This is a genomic window from Dokdonella sp. (genome assembly GCF_041395345.1).
Taxonomy (GTDB): domain Bacteria; phylum Pseudomonadota; class Gammaproteobacteria; order Xanthomonadales; family Rhodanobacteraceae; genus Dokdonella.
Genome location: NZ_JAWLAR010000011.1, coordinates 148,095 through 168,655, shown reverse-complemented (window position 1 = coordinate 168,655; position 20,561 = coordinate 148,095). Strand labels below are relative to the sequence as shown.

The following is a 20,561-nucleotide window of genomic DNA, read 5'->3' as shown; positions in this document are numbered from 1 at the left end:
AGCAATTCTACCGCGTCACCTGCAAATCACGCAGGATCGAGCCCGTCGGCATGAAATGGGCGGCAAGTACCGGGCGGGACAGGCGCCGGATCTCAGCAGATCGAGTCGATCAGTACCGGTTGCGAGAACAGGAAACCCTGGCCGATCTTGCAGCCCAGGCCAATCAGCATCTCCCGTTGCGCGGGGGTCTCGATACCCTCGCCGATCACCTCGACGTCCAGCGATGCAGCCAGCGCGATGATGGCGCGGACGACCGCGCGGCTGCTGCTTTCGGCAGCGAGGTCGGCAACGAACGAGCGGTCGATCTTGAGCGAATGGATCGGGAAACGGTGCAGGTAGCTCAGTGAGGAGTAGCCAGTGCCGAAGTCATCCAGCTGGACCAGGACACCGGCCTGGCGCAGGCGCAGCAGGATGCTGCGCATCTGGTCCGGCTGGTCCAGAAGCGCACCCTCGGTGACCTCGAGCCTGACCCGACCGGGATTGAGTCCGCTGTTGGCAATCGTGCGCAGCACGATTTCGTCGAAATCCGCCACGCGCAACCGGCGCGCCGACACGTTGATCGAGATGTAAGTCGATTCCGGCAGGCGACGGGCCCGTTCGCAGGCCATCGCGAACATCTGCCAGTCGATCTGCTCGATGGAGCCGTTCTCTTCCGCGGCCGCCAGGAAATCCGCCGGCAACAGTAGCCCGCGTGTCGGATGGTTCCAGCGCAACAGGGCCTCGTAGCCCAGCACCGTGCCATCCTGCAGGTTCACGATCGACTGGAAATGCGGCTCGAATTCGCGGCGCGCGAGCGCATGGCGCAGGTCGCCTTCGAGATCGAGGGCCTGCATGGCTTCGGCGCGCAGACGCTCATCGAAGATTTCGTAGCGCTGACGACCCTGGGCCTTGGCCTTGTACATGGCCGTATCGGCATCTCGCAGCAACTCCTCGGCACGCGTGTAGTGTTTGTCGGCGTAGGCGATTCCGATGCTGGCCGAGGTGAACATTTCCTTGTTTGCCACGCGGATGGGATCGTCAAGACCGCGCAGCAGGCGTTCGGCGACCGTGGCCGCCAGAGACGGATCGGGCAAATCATCAACCAGCACGGCGAATTCGTCGCCGCCCAGACGCGCCACCATGAAGGGAGCGCAGGCGCTGGCCAGGCGCATGGCTGCCTGCTTGAGCATTTCATCGCCGACCAGATGGCCGACGCTGTCGTTGACGACCTTGAAACGGTCCAGATCGAGGAACAACACCGCGTATTTGCAGGTTTCATCCTTGCGGTAGCGCTCCAGCGTGGTTCCCAGCCGCTGCAGCAGCAGAGCCCGGTTCGGCAGTCCGGTCAATGCATCGTGAAAGGCTTCATGGGTCAGGCGTGCCTCGATGCGTTCGCGCTCCCGGATCTGCCCGACCAGATCGCTGTTGGCATGGGCCAGTGCGCGGGTCCGTTCTTCAACGCGCGCCTCCAGCATGGCGTTGTCCTTCACCAGCGAATCCTGGGCGCGCTTGCGCTCGAGGCCGTTGGCGATGTGGTAGGCCACGAAGGTCAGCAATTCCTGATCGCGCTCGGTGAATGGCGCATCGGGGGTGTAACTCTGGACCGCGAGTACGCCGACGGTATGTTCGTTGCAGATCAGCGGCACACCGAGCCAGTAGCTGGCCCGGGTTCCGAACCGCTGCACATTGCCCGACCCCACCAGTGCGTCGATGGCGGTCCGGTCGGCGAGCAAGGCGCGACCCGTCCCGAGAACATATTCCGTCATACCGTTCGCCATCGGCCGGCGCGGGCGTACCGGGTTGATCTCGTCGACCGAATAGGGAAACTCGAGCTCTTGCCCGTCTTCCGTCACGAGCGCGATATAAAAGTTCCGCGCGTTCAGCAGTTCGCCGAGAATCCCGTGCACGCTGGCGTAGAAGTCACCCATGGATTCGGCCGCGGCCGCGCATTCGACGATGCCGAACAAGGCCCGCTGCAGGCGTTCACCCCGCTTGCGTTCCGAGACTTCCTGCTGCAGTTCGTCGATGGCCTTGGCCAGTGCCTGGGTGCGCTCGGCCACGCGCTTTTCAAGATCGGTCTTGGCCTGCTTGCGTTCCAGCGCGGTCAGGATGTGCTGGGCCACATAGTTCAGCAGCGCGCGATCTTCCTCGGAATAGCGCGTATCCGGCGAGTAGCTCTGCACGACGATGGCGCCACGGATACCGGCGGCGCCATTCATCGGTACGCCAAGCCAGTCTTCGGATTCCGGCCCAAGCGTGTCGTCGCGCATGATGCCCAGCGCTTCGCGTACCTGTTCGGAGGGGCCCATCTGCGATTCGCCGCTGCGGATCATGGCCAGGGTCAGGCTGTTTGGCAGTTCGCTGGCGGTGAATTCCCAGTCCGGGCTGAAAATGTCCTGATCGACGCTGTCGACGAAATACAGGAAACGCAGGCTGTCGCGTTCAGGCTCATACAAAGCGATGAAGAAATTTTCCGCGTACATCAACCAGCCGACGATCTCGTGGATGCCGCGCAGCATGTCGGGCATGTCGAGATCGGAACTGGCCATGTTGGCGATGGCGAACAGGGCTCGCTGCACATGCTCGGCACGCTCCAGTCGTCGCACCGAATGAGCCAGGGATTCCCTTTCGAGCAGATTGCGTGCCTTCTGGCTGATGTCGGCCAGGAACTGATCCCAGTCGGCTCCAGAGACAACAGAGCCGCGGAATTCGGCAACCCAGGTGAGCTCTGCCTGCATGCCGTTCGGCGCCCTCAGCAACACATGCCTGGCGTCGGCAACTTCACTGTCTAGTCGCTCAGGCGAGCAACCACTGGATTCACTGCGCCCGTCGGCGTGCGTCCTTTCCGTGTTCCAGGAAAGACACATCGAGCGGATACCGAATCGGTCTGCCGCTTCCTGCGAAGCCAGCACACCAAGCGCAGCCATGTCGTTTACGCGCAACAGGCGAGCACCAAACGAGCGCCGGATCGTCTGGGGTGTTTCCTCGCTACGTTTGTCTTGCATGCTCGACATTGAAACTGACCCGCCTCCCGGGTGAATTTGGTCAATCTTCCGCGCGACGCGTCGCCGTTGCCGAGACAACGCGGCTCCGCCCCGTCACTTTAGGCCAATACGCAACAGGCTGCATGGTGCGGCGTCACGTTGGCAAGCGCCGATCAACCCCCAGGCACTTCGAGCATCCCGACGGATTGCTGGAAGTTGTGCCATCCAATCAATCACTTGAACACGCCGCCGTGCAGTCTTGAACGCGCTTCCGGGGCGAGCCGGAGCGACCCAAGGATCTGACCAGAGTTGCTTATTGAACTATTTTTTCCGCCTGCCTGCCGGATCGGATTACGGCGGAAACGGACCATCTTGGGATCTCAGGCACCCACCGAATCGGCCGCCTCGTTGAATTCCTCTATCTGATCGAAGTTCATGTAGCGATAGATCTTGTCGCTGTCGGCGTCCAGTACGCCCATGTCCCTCATGTACTCCTCCCGAGTGGGTATGCGCCCCAGCCTTGAGCAGATCGCCGCCAACTCGGCCGAGCCGAGATAGACATTCGCATTCTTGCCAAGGCGATTCGGAAAGTTTCGTGTGCTTGTCGAAAACACGGTTGCGCCTTCGCGCACCTGGGCCTGGTTGCCCATGCACAGCGAACAGCCCGGCATCTCCATGCGAGCGCCTGCGGTGCCAAAGGTGCCGTAGTGGCCTTCCCGAGTCAGTTCGGCCGCATCCATCTTGGTGGGCGGGGCCACCCACAGCTTGGTCGGAATGTCGCGCTTGCCTTCGAGCAACTTCGAGGCTGCGCGGAAATGACCGATATTGGTCATGCACGAGCCGATGAAGACCTCATCGATCACCGCACCCGATACATCCGAGAGCGTTTTCACGTCATCCGGATCATTCGGACAGGCGACAACCGGTTCGTGCACGTCAGCCAGGTCGATCTCGATGACCGCGGCGTATTCGGCGTCGGCATCGGGCGCCATCAGTTTCGGATCCGCCAGCCATGCCTGCATCGCCTCGATGCGGCGCCTGATGCTGCGTACATCCTTGTAGCCCTGGGCGATCATCCACTTCAGCATGACGATGTTGCTGGTGATGTATTCGATGATTGGAGCCTTGTCCAGATGCACCGTGCAACCGGCCGCCGATCGCTCGGCTGACGCGTCGGACAGTTCGAACGCCTGCTCGACCTTCAGGTTCGGCAGGCCTTCGATTTCGAGAATGCGGCCCGAGAAGATGTTCTTCTTTCCCTTCTTTTCGACCGTGAGCAAACCCGCCTTGATCGCATATAGCGGAATCGCGTTGACCAGGTCACGCAGGGTCACGCCGGGCTGCAGTTCGCCCTTGAAGCGGACGAGTACCGACTCGGGCATGTCCAGCGGCATGACTCCGGTCGCGGCGGCAAACGCGACCAGGCCGGAACCCGCCGGGAAGGAAATCCCGATCGGGAACCGGGTATGCGAGTCACCGCCGGTACCGACCGTGTCCGGCAGCAGCATGCGATTGAGCCAGGAATGAATGATGCCATCGCCGGGACGCAGCGGAATTCCGCCGCGCGTGCTGATGAATTCCGGAAGGTCGTGATGCATGGCCACGTCAACCGGCTTCGGATAGGCGGCGGTATGGCAGAACGACTGCATGACCAGATCGGCGCTGAAACCCAGGCAGGCCAGATCCTTGAGCTCATCACGGGTCATGGGCCCGGTCGTGTCCTGGGATCCCACCGAGGTCATGCGCGGCTCGCAATAGGTGCCGGGGCGGATTCCCTGCCCTGCGGCCAGTCCGCAGGCGCGACCCACCATCTTCTGCGCCAGGGTGAACCCCTTGCTGCTCCCGGGCGGGTTTTCGGGCAGGCGGAACAGGTCCGAAGGCCCGAGGCCGAGCGACTCACGGGCGCGGGTGGTCAGACCGCGACCGATGATCAGCGGAATGCGTCCGCCAGCGCGGACCTCGTCGAACAATACTTCCGACTTGACCTTGAACTCGGCAATGACCTTGCCGTCCTTCAATGCCTTGCCCTCATACGGTCGCAATTCGATGACATCGCCCATGTTCATCTGGCTGACGTCGAGCTCGATCGGCAAGGCGCCGGAGTCTTCCATGGTGTTGTAGAAGATCGGGGCGATCTTGTTGCCGAGACAGACGCCGCCGAAGCGCTTGTTCGGCACAAACGGAATGTCTTCGCCGGTGAACCACAGCACCGAGTTGGTCGCCGACTTGCGGCTGCTGCCGGTGCCGACCACATCGCCGACATAGGCGACCAGATGGCCCTTCTCCCTCAGTGCCTCGATGAATGCGACCGGCCCGCGCTTTCCATCTTCTTCAGGTGTGATGCCTTCGCGCTTGTTCTTGAGCATGGCGAGTGCATGCAAGGGAATGTCCGGGCGCGTGGTTGCATCCGGCGCTGGCGACAGGTCATCGGTATTGGTCTCGCCGCTGACCTTGAACACCGTGACCGTCATCGACTCGGGCAATTCGGGGCGGCTGGTGAACCATTCCGCATCGGCCCAGCTCTGGATCACGGCGCGCGCATTCGTGTTGCCCTTGTCGGCCTTCTCCTTGACGTCGTGGAAAGCGTCAAACATCAGCAGGGTGTTCTTCAGCGCATCGGCGGCGATCGGCGCCAGGCTGGCATGGTCGAGCAATTCGACTAGCGGGTGGATGTTGTAACCACCGAGCATGGTGCCCAGCAGCTCGGTCGCGCGCTCAGGTGTGATCAGGACACAGGATTCCGTACCAAACGCCAACGCCGCCAGCCAGGATGCCTTGACCTTGGCCGCATCATCCACGCCCGCCGGAACCCGGTGGGTGATCAGTTCAAGCAGGAATTCGCCTTCTTCCGGCGCAGGCGCCTTGAGCAGCTCGATCACCTCGGCTGTCTGCCGGGCCGAAAGCGGAAGCGGCGGAATGCCCAGCGCGGCGCGCTCAGCGACATGTTGGCGATAGGTCGAAAGCATGAGGTCTCAATCCTTGGTTGTAGGCGTGGCGAACAGCGCGGTGTACAACCTGCAGGCACTCGCGCTGCGTCAGTGGTGCGGGCGTTCGGGCGGATCCCCGACGGAAGCCGAACAGCGGTTGGCAAACGGTGCAGGGCAGCCGTTCATGTTAACTTTTTGACTGATTGGCCGCAATGAAATGCGGGTCCATTCAAGGCCGGAAACCGCTACAGCCCGTTCGCATCCAGGCGAACTTAATGTGCCTGCAATCCTCCGGCTTGCGCTTCGCGCTAGGATAGATACGTCGGGAGCCGCTCGGACCCCCAAGCCCCATTCTTGCCAGGAGTATCGCCATGAACGACAGCTTTTCGACCCACGACACGCTCGAGATCAATGGCCGGAAGTACCGATACGCAAGTCTGGCCCGCCTGGGCAAGCAGTTCGACCTGGCGAAACTGCCTTACTCCATGAAGATCCTGCTCGAGAACCTGCTGCGTCACGAAGATGGCGTCGATGTGACCGAGAAGGAGATCAAGGCCGTTGCCAACTGGGAGGCCAAGGCCGAACCGGCGACCGAGATCTCCTTCATGCCGGCCCGCGTCGTCCTGCAGGACTTTACCGGCGTGCCCTGCGTTGTCGATCTGGCGGCCATGCGCGACGCCATGGTCGCCCTGGGCGGCGATCCCACCCTGATCAACCCGCTGGCGCCTGCAGAGCTTGTCATCGACCATTCCGTGCAGGTCGACTCATTCGGCTCGGTGCATTCGCTCGACGAGAACGTCGAAATCGAGTTCGAGCGCAACCAGGAGCGCTACTCGTTCCTGCGCTGGGGCCAGAAGGCATTCAACAATTTCAAGGTCGTGCCACCGCGTACCGGTATCGTGCACCAGGTCAACCTCGAGCATCTGGCCAGGGTCGTCATGACGGCAACGAAGAACGGTACCGAATGGGCGTTCCCCGACACGGTCTTCGGCACCGATTCCCACACCACCATGATCAATGGCCTCGGCGTGCTCGGTTGGGGAGTCGGCGGCATCGAGGCCGAGGCAGCGATGCTCGGGCAACCTTCGTCGATGCTGATTCCGCAGGTTGTCGGCTTCAAGCTGACCGGCAAGCTCGGCGAGGGCGTGACCGCGACGGATCTGGTCTTGACCGTGACCCAGATGCTGCGCAAGCACGGCGTAGTCGGCAAGTTCGTCGAATTTTTCGGCAGCGGCCTCAAGCACCTGCCGCTGGCCGATCGCGCCACGATTGCGAATATGGCTCCAGAATACGGCGCAACCTGCGGCATCTTCCCGGTAGACGCCGAATCGATCAGTTATCTGCGCCTTTCCGGCCGCAGCGAAGAGCAGATCGCCCTGGTCGAGGCCTATGCGAAAGCCCAGCAGCTCTGGCACGACGACGCAACGCCACACGCCGAGTTCAGCTCGACCATGGAACTGGACCTGGCCGATGTCCGGCCCTCCATGGCCGGACCCAAGCGCCCGCAGGATCGGGTCCTGCTCGGCGACATGCAGGCCAGTTTCGAGGCAGCGCTGGCCGGCCTCACCGTCGGCCGCAAGCCGCGAGAAGTCACGGTCGACCGCTTCGAAGGTGAAGGCGGCTCGACTGCCGTAGGCCACGACTCCAGCGCCTGCGCAACGGGCCCTCATGTACCGAAGGCACCCTTGCGTGACGGAGCCGTCGTCATCGCGGCGATCACCTCTTGCACGAACACGTCCAATCCGGCCGTGATGCTGGCTGCCGGTCTGCTGGCCAAGAAGGCGGCAGCGCGCGGACTGAACAGCCAGCCCTGGGTCAAGCCCTCGATCGGACCCGGCTCGCTGGTGGTCACCGACTATCTGAAGAAGACCGGACTCCTGCATGAACTCGAAAAGGTCGGCTTCTACATCGTCGGCTACGGCTGCACGACCTGCATCGGAAACTCCGGCCCGCTGCCCGCGGAAATCAGCAAGGAAATTGCGGAGGGCGACCTCGCGGTCGCTTCGGTGCTGTCCGGGAACCGCAACTTCGAGGGCCGGGTGCATCCCGAAGTCAAGATGAATTACCTGGCATCGCCGCCACTGGTCGTGGCCTATGCCCTCGCCGGCACCATCGACATCAATCTCGAAACCGATCCGCTCGGCGCCGGCAGGGACGGCCAGCCCGTCTACCTGAAGGATATCTGGCCGTCCAACAAGGAGGTCAGCGACACCATTGCCGGCGCCATCAACCCGGAAATGTTCAAGGACAACTACGCCGACGTGTTCAAGGGCGATTCGCGCTGGAACCATATCGCCTCGCCGGACGGCAACCAGTACGCCTGGAGTGACTCGACCTACATCAAGAATCCGCCCTACTTCGACGGCATGACCATGGACGTGGCCAAGGTCGAGGATATCCACGGCGCCAGCGTGCTCGGGCTGTTCGGTGACTCGATCACCACCGATCACATTTCCCCGGCAGGATCGATCAAGAAGGATTCACCGGCGGGACGCTACCTGATCGAGCACGGCGTGCAACCGAAAGACTTCAATTCCTACGGATCGCGACGCGGCAACGATGACGTCATGGTGCGCGGTACCTTTGCCAACATCCGCATCAAGAATCTGCTTCTGGATGGCGTCGAAGGCGGATTCACCGAGCACATGCCCTCCGGCAAGGAAATGCCGATCTACGATGCGGCGATGAAATACAAGGCCGAAAAGACGCCACTGATCGTGATCGCCGGCAAGGAATACGGGACCGGTTCCTCGCGTGACTGGGCCGCCAAGGGCACCCTCCTGCTCGGCGTGAAGGCGGTCATTGCCGAGAGCTACGAGCGCATTCATCGCTCGAATCTGGTCGGCATGGGCGTCCTGCCATGCCAGTTCAAGCCTGGCGAAAATGCAAAGTCACTGGGCCTGAGCGGTCGCGAAACCTTCGATTTGCTCGGACTGGACGATGCCAGGGCACGCGAAGCCCGTGTGGTCGCCACGGCGAAAGACGGCAGCAGCAAGGAATTCAAGGTCGACATCCTGCTGGCGACGCCCAAGGAACGTGACTTCTTCCGTCATGGCGGCATCCTGCCCTACGTGCTGCGTCAGCTCGCGCAAACGGAAAAATCCGCCTGACGGCCACTCTCCGCATCTGCGGGTGTCGATGGGCACCCGCTTCTTGCCAGGGAGCTGGCAATTTGACCAAGGCCCATGCCATCAATCGCCATCAAATCGGGGCATCCCGATCATTTTCCTTGCGGGAGGCGCAACCGGCTCGCTGCCCGACTAGAGGGCGCGCTCCCATTGCGCGCTGATGCACAGCCAGTCGCCCTCCTGCTTGCGCCAGCCGCTGATGATCTGATGGACCGATCCGCGTTCCGGAATCCAGCGCCCGCTGCCGCCCAACAGCGTCACTGAAAGCGAGGCAGTGGCGCGATCGCCGTGCAATTCGACGTCGATCGGCCCCGTGCTGATGCCGATTCGCGAGTTTGCCAGCACCTGGGCGCGCAGCAGGTTGTGCAAGGCATTCCGGTCGAATTCCCCGTTTCCGCCCGTGAAGTCTTCTGCGACATGTTGCATGAACCCTGCGGGATCGCCCGCTTCCATTGCGGTCTGCATTTCCGCCATTGCGTTACGGATCTGCTGCTCGTCCGAAGGGCGCGCGCAGCCGACCAGGGCCATCAGCATGGCCAAGCAGGAGACCAGATACCGCCAGCGGCCCGTCAATTCGGCTGCCGGCCCGGAAAATAGCCGAATCATCGTCATCATCGTTCTCGCTGCTCCTTGATCATGGACCCTCGAGGATTTCGCTCATGTCGCGCTGCAGTGCGCCTTGCTGCCAGTTTGTGCCTTGTGTTGCAATCACGCTCTATCCGCCTGCGTACGGTCCGGACGGCAGTGGACTCGGATCGGCAGTGCCATTTCCTGCACCCTCGGGTGCGACCCCGGAGGATACATGTCAAGCAGCAATAACCGTCCCTGGTTGGACAACTATCCGAAAGGCGTCCCTGCGGAAATCGATATGGAGGAATTTCCGTCCATTGTCGCGCTGCTGGAGAACTGTTTTACCCGATTCGAGCATCGACCTGCGTTCTCCAACATGGGAAGAACGATCAGCTACGGGGAGCTGGAGCAACTGAGCCGGCAGTTCGCGAGCTTCCTGGTCAATGACCTGAAATGCGAGAAGGGCGACCGCATCGCAATGATGCTGCCGAACGTGCTGCAGTATCCGATTGCGATTTGCGGCGCACTGCGTGCCGGCATGGTCGTGGTCAACACGAATCCGATGTACACCGCCCGCGAACTCAGGCATCAACTTGAGGATTCCGGCGCCAAGGCGATCCTCGTCCTCGACAATTTCGCCCACACCGTTTCGGAAGTGATCAAGGAGACACCGGTCAAGCATGTGATCACCAGTGGGCTGGGTGACATGCTCGGCTTTCCGAAATCCCTGATCACCAATTTCGTCGTCCGCCACGTCAAGAAAATGGTTCCCCCGTTTTCCATCGATGGTGCCATTCGATTCAAGGATGCGTTGGGCCGCGGCAAGGGCAAGACGCTTCCGAAAGCCGATGTTGCAACCTCGGATATCGCCTTCCTGCAATACACCGGCGGTACCACCGGTGTCGCCAAGGGCGCGATGCTCACCCATCGCAACATGATCGCCAACATGCAGCAGGCCAGCGCATGGATCAGCGGCGGCATGACCGAGGGCGAAGAAGTCATCGTGACTGCCTTGCCGCTCTACCATATCTTCGCATTGACGGCGAATTGCCTGACCTTCATGAAGATCGGCGGCCTCAATCACCTGATCACCAATCCGCGCGACATGCCCGGCTTCGTCGCCGAACTGGGCCGTACCCGCTATACCAGCATCACTGGCGTGAACACGCTGTTCAACGGCCTGCTGAATACGCCAGGCTTTGACCAGCTCGACTTTTCCAACCTGCGCATGACCCTGGGTGGCGGCATGGCGGTACAGCGCTCGGTTGCGGAGCGCTGGCAAAAGGTCACCGGCTCCACCCTGGCTGAAGCATACGGCCTGACCGAAACCTCACCCGCGGTTTGCATCAATCCTCTCGGCATTACCGAATACAACGGCTCGATCGGCCTGCCAATCCCGTCGACCGAGGTGAATATCCAGAGCGACAGCGGCCAGATTCTACCTGTCGGTGAAATCGGCGAGCTTTGCGTACGCGGCCCGCAGGTGATGAAGGGCTACTGGAACCGCGAGGAAGAGACCGCAAAGATCATTGATGCCGATGGCTGGCTGCATACCGGTGATATCGCCAGGATGGATGAAAACGGATTCTTCTATATCGTCGATCGCAAGAAGGACATGATTCTGGTTTCGGGTTTCAATGTGTATCCGAACGAGATCGAAGACGTCGTCGCATCCATGCCGGGGATACTTGAAGTTGCCGCGATCGGCGTTCCCGATGAAAAATCGGGTGAGGTGGTCAAGCTGGTCATTGTCAGGAAGGACCCTGCCATCACCGAGTCGGCAGTTCGCGCGCATTGCCGCAAGGAATTGACGGGCTACAAGCAGCCGAAAATCATCGAGTTCCGCGAATCGTTGCCAAAGACCAACGTGGGCAAGATCCTGCGGCGCGAATTGAGGGATGCACCCGTTGCGCCGAGCTGAGCTCCGGCAGATGTCCGGCAAGCCGGCTCTGCGAGCCTGAAATCAGTCCTGCTCGTCCGCCTGGACGGGCTTGTCCACATGGTCGGCATACTGACCGAGCAATCCCCAGAGCGCGTGTTCCTTGTCTTCCGGGATATTCGTATAGGCAAATGCGACGTGATTCGGCGTCAGGCGGCTCACGTTGGCTTCGAGATGGATATGCAGGTCGTCACCGACAAGCAAGTCAAGCACGCAACGTTCGCCCGCATTGGCATTCCATTCGCTGGGTCGCTGCGCAAGCAGCCCCGTAGCCGAGATGTTCTCGACCTCGGTAACCCATGACAGCGGGCCCATGCTGATCAGGACAATGGATCGGATGGGCATTCGCGCATGTCGCGAATACTGCTCCGCCGAATCATCACTCATGCCACCCCCTCGTTGAAACCGTGCTTCCTGACCCTCGCCTCGGCACGACCGCTGACATGAGGCATGCAGCGAGAGCCCTGCCGGGGAACTCCGACAGGTCACCAGCACAAATCGCGCCAAACAAGACTGATGAACCCAAACGCGAGCAGTTCCCCAAAATTGACCTCGAAATAGTGTGACTTGCGTCACAAAATGTGACTACCGGTTTTGTCGGCCTATGTCAATTATTAAGCTAGACTGAATTTGGTCGCATTTGCCTTCCAGTCCGAATGCAAATTGGTGTTGAGCACATGCCGCTCTTCCCGCGCGACCCGGTAGGCGGCTCCACCCTGAAGGAATTGCCACCATGACCGCATTAGAGCTCGTCCGCCACAACCAAGACAGCAGCCTGCTCCGCTCGCAGGAAGATCTTTCCGAAAATACGCACTGGTGCTTCATGCACTCTCGGCGCTCTGCGTTGGCGAATGGCTACCGGGCCTGCTTTTCACCACAACTCATTCGCGAGATTCGCGAGTTCCAGAAGCGCACGGCTGATAGGCTGACAACCATTGCCGCAAGGCCGGATTCGCGCATCGCCCATGTCGTCCTTGCCTCGGACGCGGATGTTTTCAACCTGGGTGGAGATCTCAACCTCTTCTGCCGTCTCATCCGCGAGCGCAATCGAGAGCATCTGCTCGCCTATGCGCGGCAGTGCGTTGAGGGTATATACGCGTTCCACGCGCATCTGAATCGGAACGCGCACACCATAGCCCTGGTGCAGGGCGATGCGCTCGGTGGCGGATTCGAGGCGGCACTTTCCTGCCAGACCATCATTGCCGAAGAAGGCATCGGCATGGGCTTTCCCGAAGTGTTGTTCGACCTGTTCCCGGGGATGGGCGCCTACTCGTTCCTGTGCAAGCGGATCGCGCCAAAAGTGGCGGAGGAAATGATGCTCAATGGCGCGGTATACGCGAGCGAAGAACTGCACAAGATGGGAATCGTCGATATTCTGGTGCCGCGTGGAGAAGGCGTGCAAGCCACGCACGAATTCATTCGCCGAAACCAGCGGATTGCACATGCGCGCAGTGCCATGAATCGGGTTCGCGAAATAGCACAGCCCGTGAATCTCATCGAGTTGATGCAAATAACCGAGGTATGGGTTGATACGGCTCTCCAGCTCGGCGAAAAATCACTGCGCACGATGGAAAGGCTGGTTCGTGCCCAGGAAAAACGCGGGGTGAGCGCTCCTGCGCCCGTGCCGGAGAATGCCGCCCAGCGAAATGTCGCGGCGCTCTGACAAGGCGGCTCCGATACGGCAGCAGCGGCAATAGAAGACGCTCTTCGTGAATGCGCAGACATTGCGCATGCATGGTCGATCGAGGCCGCTCCTCTCGAACTGGGGTTGGCCTGGTGTCGGCTTTTCCGCTGGCGTACCGAGTCGCCAATCAATGGCGTTCGGGCTCACTCTCCCTGGCCTTGGAGGCGCCAGAAGTCTTCAACGCTGATCGGACCCGGTCAAGCTGGATGGTCAGATCCTCTACCGAGAGCCGCCAGTCTCTGGCCAGCTCCCAGTTTCCCAGACGCATCGAGTCGCTGGCCGCCTTGGCCAGCAGCACCGCGCCCATGTTCTCCGCAACTCCCTTCAACGCATGGCACTGATCGCGAAAAAGGTCCCATTTCTCGGCGTTGGCCAGCTTCTCGACTTCCGCGATGCATCGGACCGAATCGCGGACGCATTCATCCACGAAAACCTGGAGAAACTGGTCACCGAGCTGAAGGTCTTCCAGCTCCTCCAATACCTTTTTTGAAATCACGGTGTCGTCGCTGCCACTGTCCGGCATGCCTGTCGAGTTGAGCATGGTGGACGATGTCCCGACCGACACCTCGGCCAGGGTGTCAAGCAATTTTGCGATGGATACGGGCTTGGTCAGGAAGCCACGTGCGCCCGCACGCTCGGCGTCCCTCATCGTTTCGGCAGTCGCATCAGCGCTTAGAATCACGAACGGGGTTCGGTCGCCCGAAGTCTGCATGACGCGAGCCTGCTTGATGGTATCGATGCCACTGAGTCCAGGCATGTGGAGATCAATGATGGCGAGATCGAACTGGTCGACCTCGATGGCATCCAGAACCTCATCGCCGCTGGAGGCTTCAACGACGCGATGGCCGGCCTTTTCCAGCATCCTGGTAAGCACGGTGAGATTCGCCTGCTGATCATCCGCCACGAGTATCCTGAGCGACCGTACCCGGGCGCGATGCCGGACAAACGGGTCGCTGAAGGCAATGACGTTTTCGCCGCCACTGCCCACTTCGGACAGACTAGCCCGCGCAACATTGGCGCCGGCACTCAGCGTGAGGTCTACCCAGAAGTGGGATCCCTGCCCTGGCGAACTTTCGAAGCCGATCTTGCCACCAAGAAGCTCGGTCAGCGACTTCGCAATGGTCGTGCCCAGGCCAGTGCCGCCAAACTTGCGCGAATGACCACGTTCGGCTTGTTCGAACGCGCCGAAAATTCGACTCTGCGCTTCCACCGGAATGCCGATGCCGGAATCCCGAATCGAAAAGCGCAGAGGAATACGGCCCTGGGAAGGCACACCGTTCAGGCCAACCTCGACGGAAACCTGCCCGTTTTCGGTGAATTTGACCGCATTGGATACAAGATTGATCAGAATCTGCCGCAGATGGTCGACATCACCGCTCAGATTGTCGGGCACGTCATCTGCAACCCTGATCTCGAATCCGAGCCCCTTGTTCAGGGCTGCAGGTTGCGAAATCAACTGGACACTGCGCAGCAGGTCCGCAAGGTGAAAGTCGCTGACAGTCTGCTTGAGCTTTCCGGACTCGATCTTGGAGATGTCCAGCACATCTTCGATCAGGGTCAGCAGGGACCGCGCCGACGCCTGCATGACCTCGACAAACTCAAGCTGCTCCTTGCTGAGGCGGGTCGTTGCCAACAGTTCGGTCATGCCGGCAATGCCATTCAGCGGCGTGCGAAATTCATGACTCATGTTGGCGACGAACACGCTCTTGGCCTCATTGGCCCGGCGCGCTTCGGCCGTGGCTCTGGTCAGAGCGCGCAGCAGGGAGGTGAGGTATCCAGGAATCAGTATCAGACCGCCGAGCAATCCCCAGGCCAGCGGCCCGTTTTCCTGCCAGTACGGGGTGCTGAGAATGACGTACAGGAATGACGCCACGGCCAGACAGACCGCAGCGAAAAGAAAGCGCGGCCCATAGCGCAAGCCGTTGCCGATCGTCACCCAGAGGTAGATGACATAGAGCGGAGCAAGCTGCGGCCCCAGGGTCATCATGGCACCCATGGCCGAGTAGTCGAGAATCATGCCTATCCAGCGACGCACATGCGAAACGCCCGGATAGAAGCCGATGTGAACGATGATGGCCGTTCCGACGCAGGTCTCCACCAGCAGGATCAGCATCGCGACTGGCAGGGTCGGACCGCTCAATCCATGCGCCGAAGCGGCGCCAAGCAGGTAGATCAGCCAGACCCCGACAATAGCGAGCCGGACAAAGGCCTGACCGTGCTCGCTGTCGGGGCGGTTCTCGAATCGGCTTCGCAGCCAGTCCAGCGTTGATCTCATAGCGGCCATCTCCATCGGCACATAGAGCGGACTCCTACAGCCCGAAACCCTGTGGTGCCAACTTGGCTTGCTGGATTTCGGCTATTCGCACCTTGTTCGCCAGCAAGACCTTCACACAGGCACTATCAAATAACGTGCCAGCGTGCTCAGTCAGGTAGCTGAACGCCTCGTCGTTGCTCCATGCCCGCTTGTAGGGGCGCTCGGATGTCAGCGCATCGAAAACGTCGGCGATAGCGACGATCCGGGCATTCAACGGGATCTGCTCCCCCTTGAGTCCATCCGGATAGCCGCTCCCATCCCAGCGCTCGTGGTGGCGCAAGGCGATCTGCGCACCCGTCTGCACGAAGCGACTCTGGCTGTCCCGAAGGATCTCGTAGCCAATCAGCGGATGCTTGCGCATCGCCGCCATTTCTTCGTCATCCAGGCTACCGCGCTTGAGCAGGATGGAATCCGGCACACCGATCTTGCCGATATCGTGCAAGGGCGCGGCAAGCGTGAGGGTACGGACCTCTTCCTCGGACATGCCCATGTCTTCGGCGATGATCTCCGAATACCGGGCCATTCTCAACAGATGCACGCCTGTTCCAAAGTCCCTGTATTCGATCGCCTTGGCCAGGCGGAACAGCATTTCGCGTTCGCGCTGCTCGACTTCCTGCACACCCTCCAGAACCTTCTGTTCAAGCGATCTGGCGCGCTCCTTGACCGACTCGCCCTGACGCCGTATCTGGAGCAGGTTCTTGCAGCGCGAACGAAGCTCGCGCGGGCGAACCGGCTTGACCAGGAAGTCGATGACACCTGCATCGAGCGCAGCCTGGCGCACCGGCTCGTCGCCGACAACGCTGATCAGGATGATCGGTATGTCTCGCCGCGACATCGGACGCCGGAAGCGACGTGCGAATTCCAGCCCGTCCATTTCCGGCATGCGGTAGTCCAGCAGGAGCAGGTCGGTGTTGTTGCTTTCGGACCAATGCAGCGCGTCGATGGGATTGCCAAAATCGGACACATGCACAACAGGGCCAATGCCTTCGACAACATGTCGAAGCATGGTCCTCGCGGAGGGCTGGTCATCCACAATTAGAACGTTCACGCCGCATTCTCCACTGGTCCGGAGCAACGGGTTTCGAGTGCTTTGCGTGCGCCCTCGGGAAACCGGCTGCAGCACGCCATGAGCGGCACTGGTTCGAAGGAAACCGGCTCAGGTCATCAAGTACAGAAGGCTACCACACTGGACGCCAAACCAACCTTATTTCGAACGTTTCCGGCAAGTAATGCGACCGCCTTCACAGGCACCGCAGGGCGCCGCCGCGAAAGCCGCTTCGATCAGGATTGTGGCCGCATGTAGGGAAACAGGAGTACGTCGCGGATCGAGGCAACGTCCGCCAGCAGCATGACAAAGCGATCGATACCGACGCCGAGCCCGCCGGTTGGCGGCAATCCGTACTCGAGGGCACGAATGTAATCGGCGTCAAAGTGCATGGCTTCATCGTCGCCGCCCGCAAGCGCATCAACCTGCGCCTGGAACCTGGCCGCCTGATCCTCGGGATCATTGAGCTCCGAGAAGCCGTTGGCGATCTCCTTGCCGCCAATGAACAGCTCGAATCGATCGGTGATACCCGGCTCACTGTCGCATTCGCGAGCCAGCGGCGATACTTCCACTGGATGGGCCGTAATGAATGTGGGCTGGACGAGACTCGGCTCCACTGTCTGCTCGAAAATTTCGAGCAGCATCTTGCCCCATCCATATGACGGCTTGACCAGTATGCGAAGCCGCTCGCAGTGACCTGCCATGATCGACCGGTCGCGAAGGTGCTCGCGCCGGATTTCGGGATTGTGCTCGAGCACCGCATCGTCCATGCGGCGGCGACTGAACGCGGGGCCGAGATCGATATCCCGACCTTCCCAGGTCAGCGCGGTGCGGCCGAGCGTGGCCCGTGCCGTTTCCCGAAGCAGCGCTTCGGTAATGTCCATGATCTCGATGTAGCTGGCATAGGCCTGGTACAACTCGAGCATCGTGAACTCGGGATTGTGCCGAGTGGATACGCCTTCGTTGCGGAAATTGCGGTTGATTTCGTAAACCCGCTCGAAGCCGCCGACAACCAGGCGCTTGAGGTACAACTCGGGAGCGACACGCAGGTACAGCTCCAGATCGAGCGCGTTGTGATGCGTGACGAACGGGCGCGCTGTCGCCCCTCCCGGTATCACATGCATCATCGGCGTCTCGACTTCCATGAACCGTCGCGGCGCCGCTTCCAGCCATTGGCGCATGAAGCCGATGGCACGCGATCGCAGCACGAACGCTTCCCTCGCCTCGGGTGTAACGATCAGGTCCACGTAGCGCTGGCGGTAGCGTTGCTCGATATCGGAGAGACCGTGCCACTTGTCGGGCAGCGGACGCAGTGATTTGGTCAGCAGGCGCAGCACATCGACCTTGATCGAAAGTTCACCCGTGCGCGTGCGCATCAGTTCGCCTTCGGCACCGACAATGTCGCCGATGTCCCAGCCCTTGAATGCGTCGTAGGTTTCACCGAGCACCGAACCCTGCAGGAACAACTGGATCTGACCGCGCATGTCCTGAATCTGGACGAAGCTGGCCTTGCCCATGATTCGACGTGCCAGGATGCGCCCGGCCACGCGTACGCGGCGGGCATCCGCTGCCAGCGCTTCCGCACTCCATTTTTCGGCATCCGCGTATTCCGACTGCAGGTCGCCGGCGAATGCATCGATACGAAAGTCGTTCGGGTAGGCATTCCCGGACTCGCGCAATCCACGCAGCTTTTCGCGTCGTTCACCAATCAGCTTGTTCTCGTCGACCGGCTTGCCGGTGTCGTTCCGGGTGCTGGCTTGCGGGTCGGGACTGGAGTCTGCCGTCATGAACGTCACTCGCTGAAAAATCTTCGGAAAATCCTGGGTGGGCTGCGAAAACGCAAAATGCACTACTCGCAACAAAGCCGTCAATCATAACGTAAAACATGCCCTGTTTTCGCTCGATACACCCACAAAATCAGAGGCCTATACTGGTATCCCCACGGCGCTGATCCGATCAGCAGCCGGGCGGGGACTTGATACTCAAATCCGGGAGGGTGAACCATGAGCAATCCTAGGCAAAAGCCAGTGTTGTGCGCGCTGCTCAGCATGATACTTCTGATGTTCTGTACCACAGCGGCGTGGGCGCAAGCGGACAAGAAGGCCATGCAGGAGCAAGGCACCATCGCCACCGTGTGGAAGATATGGGCCAAGCCGGGTCAGGAAGCCCAGTTCGAAGCCGCCCTGAAGAAGCATGCAGCCTGGCGCAAGTCGGCCGGCGAGAAATTTGTCTGGCACATCTACCAACCCGTCGTTGGCAGCGATCTCGGGCACTACATCATTCGCTCCGGTTCGCACTTCTGGAAGGACATGGATGCCAACGAGGCCTGGTCCATGCAAGCCAAGGCCAATGAAGCCTACAACAAGGACGTGGGTCCGTTCACCGAACGTGCCGAGCACTATTTTTCGGAGCTGGATACCAAGCACAGCAACTGGATAGAGAGCGATGACTACAAGTATTTCTCGGTCACGAATTTCTCGACCAAGCCGGGAACCTACGCCGACCGCAAGGCAGCCCTGGACAAGATCCAGAAAGCCGTCGAAGACGAAAAATGGGCCTACCCCTATTCGATCTCCTACAACATTGGCGGTAGTGGCGGCATGTCCATCGTGTCGCCGATGAAGAGCTGGGCCGACATGGCCGATCCGGATCCATCGCTGATGAAGATCCTGGCCAAGTCGTTGGGCTCGGAGGCTGCGGCTGACGAGACCATGAAGAGCTTTTCGGCGACCTACAAAGGCACCGAAGATACGATCTACGTTTCCAGGCCGGATCTCTCCACACCGGAGTAGTCGCACTCAATGCCGTGCGCCCTTCCAGTGGGGACTGGAGGGGCGCACGCCCTACGCATCACTTCGCTTTGCGCCAGCCTCAAGGCCTGATTTCAGGCTCGCCTCGATGAACTCGTCGATATCCCCGTCCAGTACCCTTTGCGTATCGGTGCGCTCCACACCCGTGCGCAGATCCTTGATCCGGCTCTGATCAAGCACGTAGTTGCGGATCTGACTGCCCCAGCCGATATCGGATTTGGTTGCCTCCAGCGCATCCCTCTCGACATTGCGCTTCTGCACTTCCAGCTCATACAGCTTCGCCCGCAACATCTTCATCGCGTTGTCGCGATTGGCATGCTGCGAGCGACCGGTCTGACAAGCAACCACGACGCCGGTCGGTACGTGGGTGATGCGCACGGCCGACTCGGTCTTGTTGACGTGCTGTCCGCCCGCACCCGAAGAACGATAGACGTCGGTCTTCAGATCGGCCGGGTTGATCTCGATATCGATATTGTCGTCCACCTCGGGCGACACGAAGACCGAGGTGAAGCTGGTGTGGCGACGATTGTCCGAATCAAAGGGCGACTTGCGTACCAGACGGTGCACGCCGATCTCGGTTTTCAGCCAGCCATAGGCGTAGTCGCCCTCGACCTTGAATGTCGCACTCTTGATGCCGGCCACCTCGCCGGCGGATGCCTCGAGCAATTCGGTCTTCCAGCCACGATCTTCGGCCCAGCGCAGATACATGCGCAGCAGCATCTCGGCCCAGTCCTGGGCTTCGGTACCGCCTGCCCCGGCCTGGATGTCCACGAAGGCATTCGAACTGTCCATCTCGCCGGAAAACATGCGCTGGAATTCGAGCTTCTCGACGCGGGTCGCGATCTCCGCCACATCGGATTCGACACCCTTGATGACGTCCTCGTCGGATTCCGCCTCGCCGAGTTCGAGCAATTCTCCGGCATCCTCGAGGCCCTGCCTCAATTCGACAATTCCGTTGACTACACGCTCGAGCTGCGCACGTTCCTTGCCGAGATCCTGGGCGCGGGCTGGGTCGTTCCAGATATCGGGGTTTTCCAACTCCCTGCTGACCTCCTCCAGGCGCTCGGCCCTGGAATCAAAGTCAAAGAAACCCCCTGAGCGATTCGAGTCGCTCCTTGAGGTCTTCGATGCCGGCACGGATGGGATTGGTCTCTATCACGGAATTCTTGCGCTTCGATTCG

At 60.6% G+C, this 20,561-nt stretch carries 12 protein-coding genes; 4 read left to right on the top strand and 8 right to left on the bottom strand.

Going from position 1 to position 20,561, the window contains the following annotated elements; genetic code table 11:
* Positions 1–92: 92 nt before the first annotated feature.
* On the bottom strand, positions 93–2,984 hold the full coding sequence (locus R3F00_RS11690) for an EAL domain-containing protein (RefSeq protein WP_371281975.1): 2,892 nt from the start codon (positions 2,982–2,984) through the stop codon (positions 93–95).
* A 359-nt stretch (positions 2,985–3,343) separates the two neighbouring features.
* The gene (acnB, locus tag R3F00_RS11685) at positions 3,344–5,929 is read right to left on the bottom strand and encodes a bifunctional aconitate hydratase 2/2-methylisocitrate dehydratase (protein ID WP_371281974.1); all 2,586 of its coding nucleotides are present in this window, start codon (positions 5,927–5,929) and stop codon (positions 3,344–3,346) included.
* 332 nt (positions 5,930–6,261) lie between these two features.
* Between acnB and acnA the strand changes: the two genes are divergently transcribed.
* Positions 6,262–9,000, top strand: coding sequence for an aconitate hydratase AcnA (gene acnA / locus R3F00_RS11680; RefSeq protein WP_371281973.1), 2,739 nt, complete (start codon positions 6,262–6,264; stop codon positions 8,998–9,000).
* A gap of 150 nt (positions 9,001–9,150) precedes the next feature.
* Here acnA and R3F00_RS11675 read toward each other — a convergent pair whose 3' ends face one another.
* A complete protein-coding gene (locus R3F00_RS11675) occupies positions 9,151–9,633 on the bottom strand; it encodes a nuclear transport factor 2 family protein (RefSeq protein WP_371281972.1) in 483 nt (160 codons plus the stop codon).
* A 187-nt stretch (positions 9,634–9,820) separates the two neighbouring features.
* On the opposite strand from R3F00_RS11675, the gene R3F00_RS11670 reads away from it, so the two are divergent.
* Positions 9,821–11,509, top strand: a complete 1,689-nt coding sequence (locus R3F00_RS11670) for an AMP-binding protein (RefSeq protein ID WP_371281971.1) — start codon at positions 9,821–9,823, stop codon at positions 11,507–11,509.
* A gap of 42 nt (positions 11,510–11,551) precedes the next feature.
* Here R3F00_RS11670 and R3F00_RS11665 read toward each other — a convergent pair whose 3' ends face one another.
* Positions 11,552–11,914: a PilZ domain-containing protein gene (locus R3F00_RS11665; protein ID WP_371281970.1), complete on the bottom strand. Its 363-nt coding sequence runs from the start codon at positions 11,912–11,914 to the stop codon at positions 11,552–11,554.
* A gap of 346 nt (positions 11,915–12,260) precedes the next feature.
* Here R3F00_RS11665 and R3F00_RS11660 point away from each other — a divergent pair, with 346 nt between their 5' ends.
* The gene (locus R3F00_RS11660) at positions 12,261–13,190 is read left to right on the top strand and encodes a crotonase/enoyl-CoA hydratase family protein (protein WP_371281969.1); all 930 of its coding nucleotides are present in this window, start codon (positions 12,261–12,263) and stop codon (positions 13,188–13,190) included.
* A 148-nt stretch (positions 13,191–13,338) separates the two neighbouring features.
* Here R3F00_RS11660 and R3F00_RS11655 read toward each other — a convergent pair whose 3' ends face one another.
* The 3 genes from R3F00_RS11655 to lysS form a co-directional block, all read right to left on the bottom strand.
* Complete coding sequence (locus R3F00_RS11655) at positions 13,339–15,486, bottom strand: ATP-binding protein (protein WP_371281968.1); 2,148 nt, start codon at positions 15,484–15,486, stop codon at positions 13,339–13,341.
* A 34-nt stretch (positions 15,487–15,520) separates the two neighbouring features.
* The gene (locus R3F00_RS11650) at positions 15,521–16,600 is read right to left on the bottom strand and encodes an HD domain-containing phosphohydrolase (RefSeq protein WP_371281967.1); all 1,080 of its coding nucleotides are present in this window, start codon (positions 16,598–16,600) and stop codon (positions 15,521–15,523) included.
* A 206-nt stretch (positions 16,601–16,806) separates the two neighbouring features.
* A complete protein-coding gene (lysS, locus tag R3F00_RS11645) occupies positions 16,807–18,357 on the bottom strand; it encodes a lysine--tRNA ligase (protein WP_371281966.1) in 1,551 nt (516 codons plus the stop codon).
* A 216-nt stretch (positions 18,358–18,573) separates the two neighbouring features.
* Here lysS and R3F00_RS11640 point away from each other — a divergent pair, with 216 nt between their 5' ends.
* Positions 18,574–19,362, top strand: coding sequence for a hypothetical protein (locus tag R3F00_RS11640; RefSeq protein WP_371281965.1), 789 nt, complete (start codon positions 18,574–18,576; stop codon positions 19,360–19,362).
* A gap of 51 nt (positions 19,363–19,413) precedes the next feature.
* Here the strand turns inward: R3F00_RS11640 and prfB are convergent.
* A protein-coding gene (gene prfB, locus R3F00_RS11635) for a peptide chain release factor 2 (RefSeq protein WP_371281964.1) occupies positions 19,414–20,539 on the bottom strand; the annotation gives its coding sequence in 2 pieces (ribosomal slippage) (positions 19,414–20,463 and positions 20,465–20,539; 1,125 coding nt in all).
* Positions 20,540–20,561 lie beyond the last annotated feature (22 nt).

What these genes read in the sequence shown, in the direction of transcription:
- acnA (WP_371281973.1), top strand. Translation starts at nt 6,262, where the DNA reads ATGAACGACAGCTTTTCGACCCACGACACGCTCGAGATCAATGGCCGG.
- R3F00_RS11655 (WP_371281968.1), bottom strand. Translation starts at nt 15,486, where the DNA reads ATGAGATCAACGCTGGACTGGCTGCGAAGCCGATTCGAGAACCGCCCC.
- R3F00_RS11690 (WP_371281975.1), bottom strand. Translation starts at nt 2,984, where the DNA reads ATGCAAGACAAACGTAGCGAGGAAACACCCCAGACGATCCGGCGCTCG.
- R3F00_RS11670 (WP_371281971.1), top strand. Translation starts at nt 9,821, where the DNA reads ATGTCAAGCAGCAATAACCGTCCCTGGTTGGACAACTATCCGAAAGGC.
- R3F00_RS11640 (WP_371281965.1), top strand. Translation starts at nt 18,574, where the DNA reads ATGAGCAATCCTAGGCAAAAGCCAGTGTTGTGCGCGCTGCTCAGCATG.
- R3F00_RS11665 (WP_371281970.1), bottom strand. Translation starts at nt 11,914, where the DNA reads ATGAGTGATGATTCGGCGGAGCAGTATTCGCGACATGCGCGAATGCCC.
- R3F00_RS11675 (WP_371281972.1), bottom strand. Translation starts at nt 9,633, where the DNA reads ATGATGACGATGATTCGGCTATTTTCCGGGCCGGCAGCCGAATTGACG.
- R3F00_RS11660 (WP_371281969.1), top strand. Translation starts at nt 12,261, where the DNA reads ATGACCGCATTAGAGCTCGTCCGCCACAACCAAGACAGCAGCCTGCTC.
- acnB (WP_371281974.1), bottom strand. Translation starts at nt 5,929, where the DNA reads ATGCTTTCGACCTATCGCCAACATGTCGCTGAGCGCGCCGCGCTGGGC.
- lysS (WP_371281966.1), bottom strand. Translation starts at nt 18,357, where the DNA reads ATGACGGCAGACTCCAGTCCCGACCCGCAAGCCAGCACCCGGAACGAC.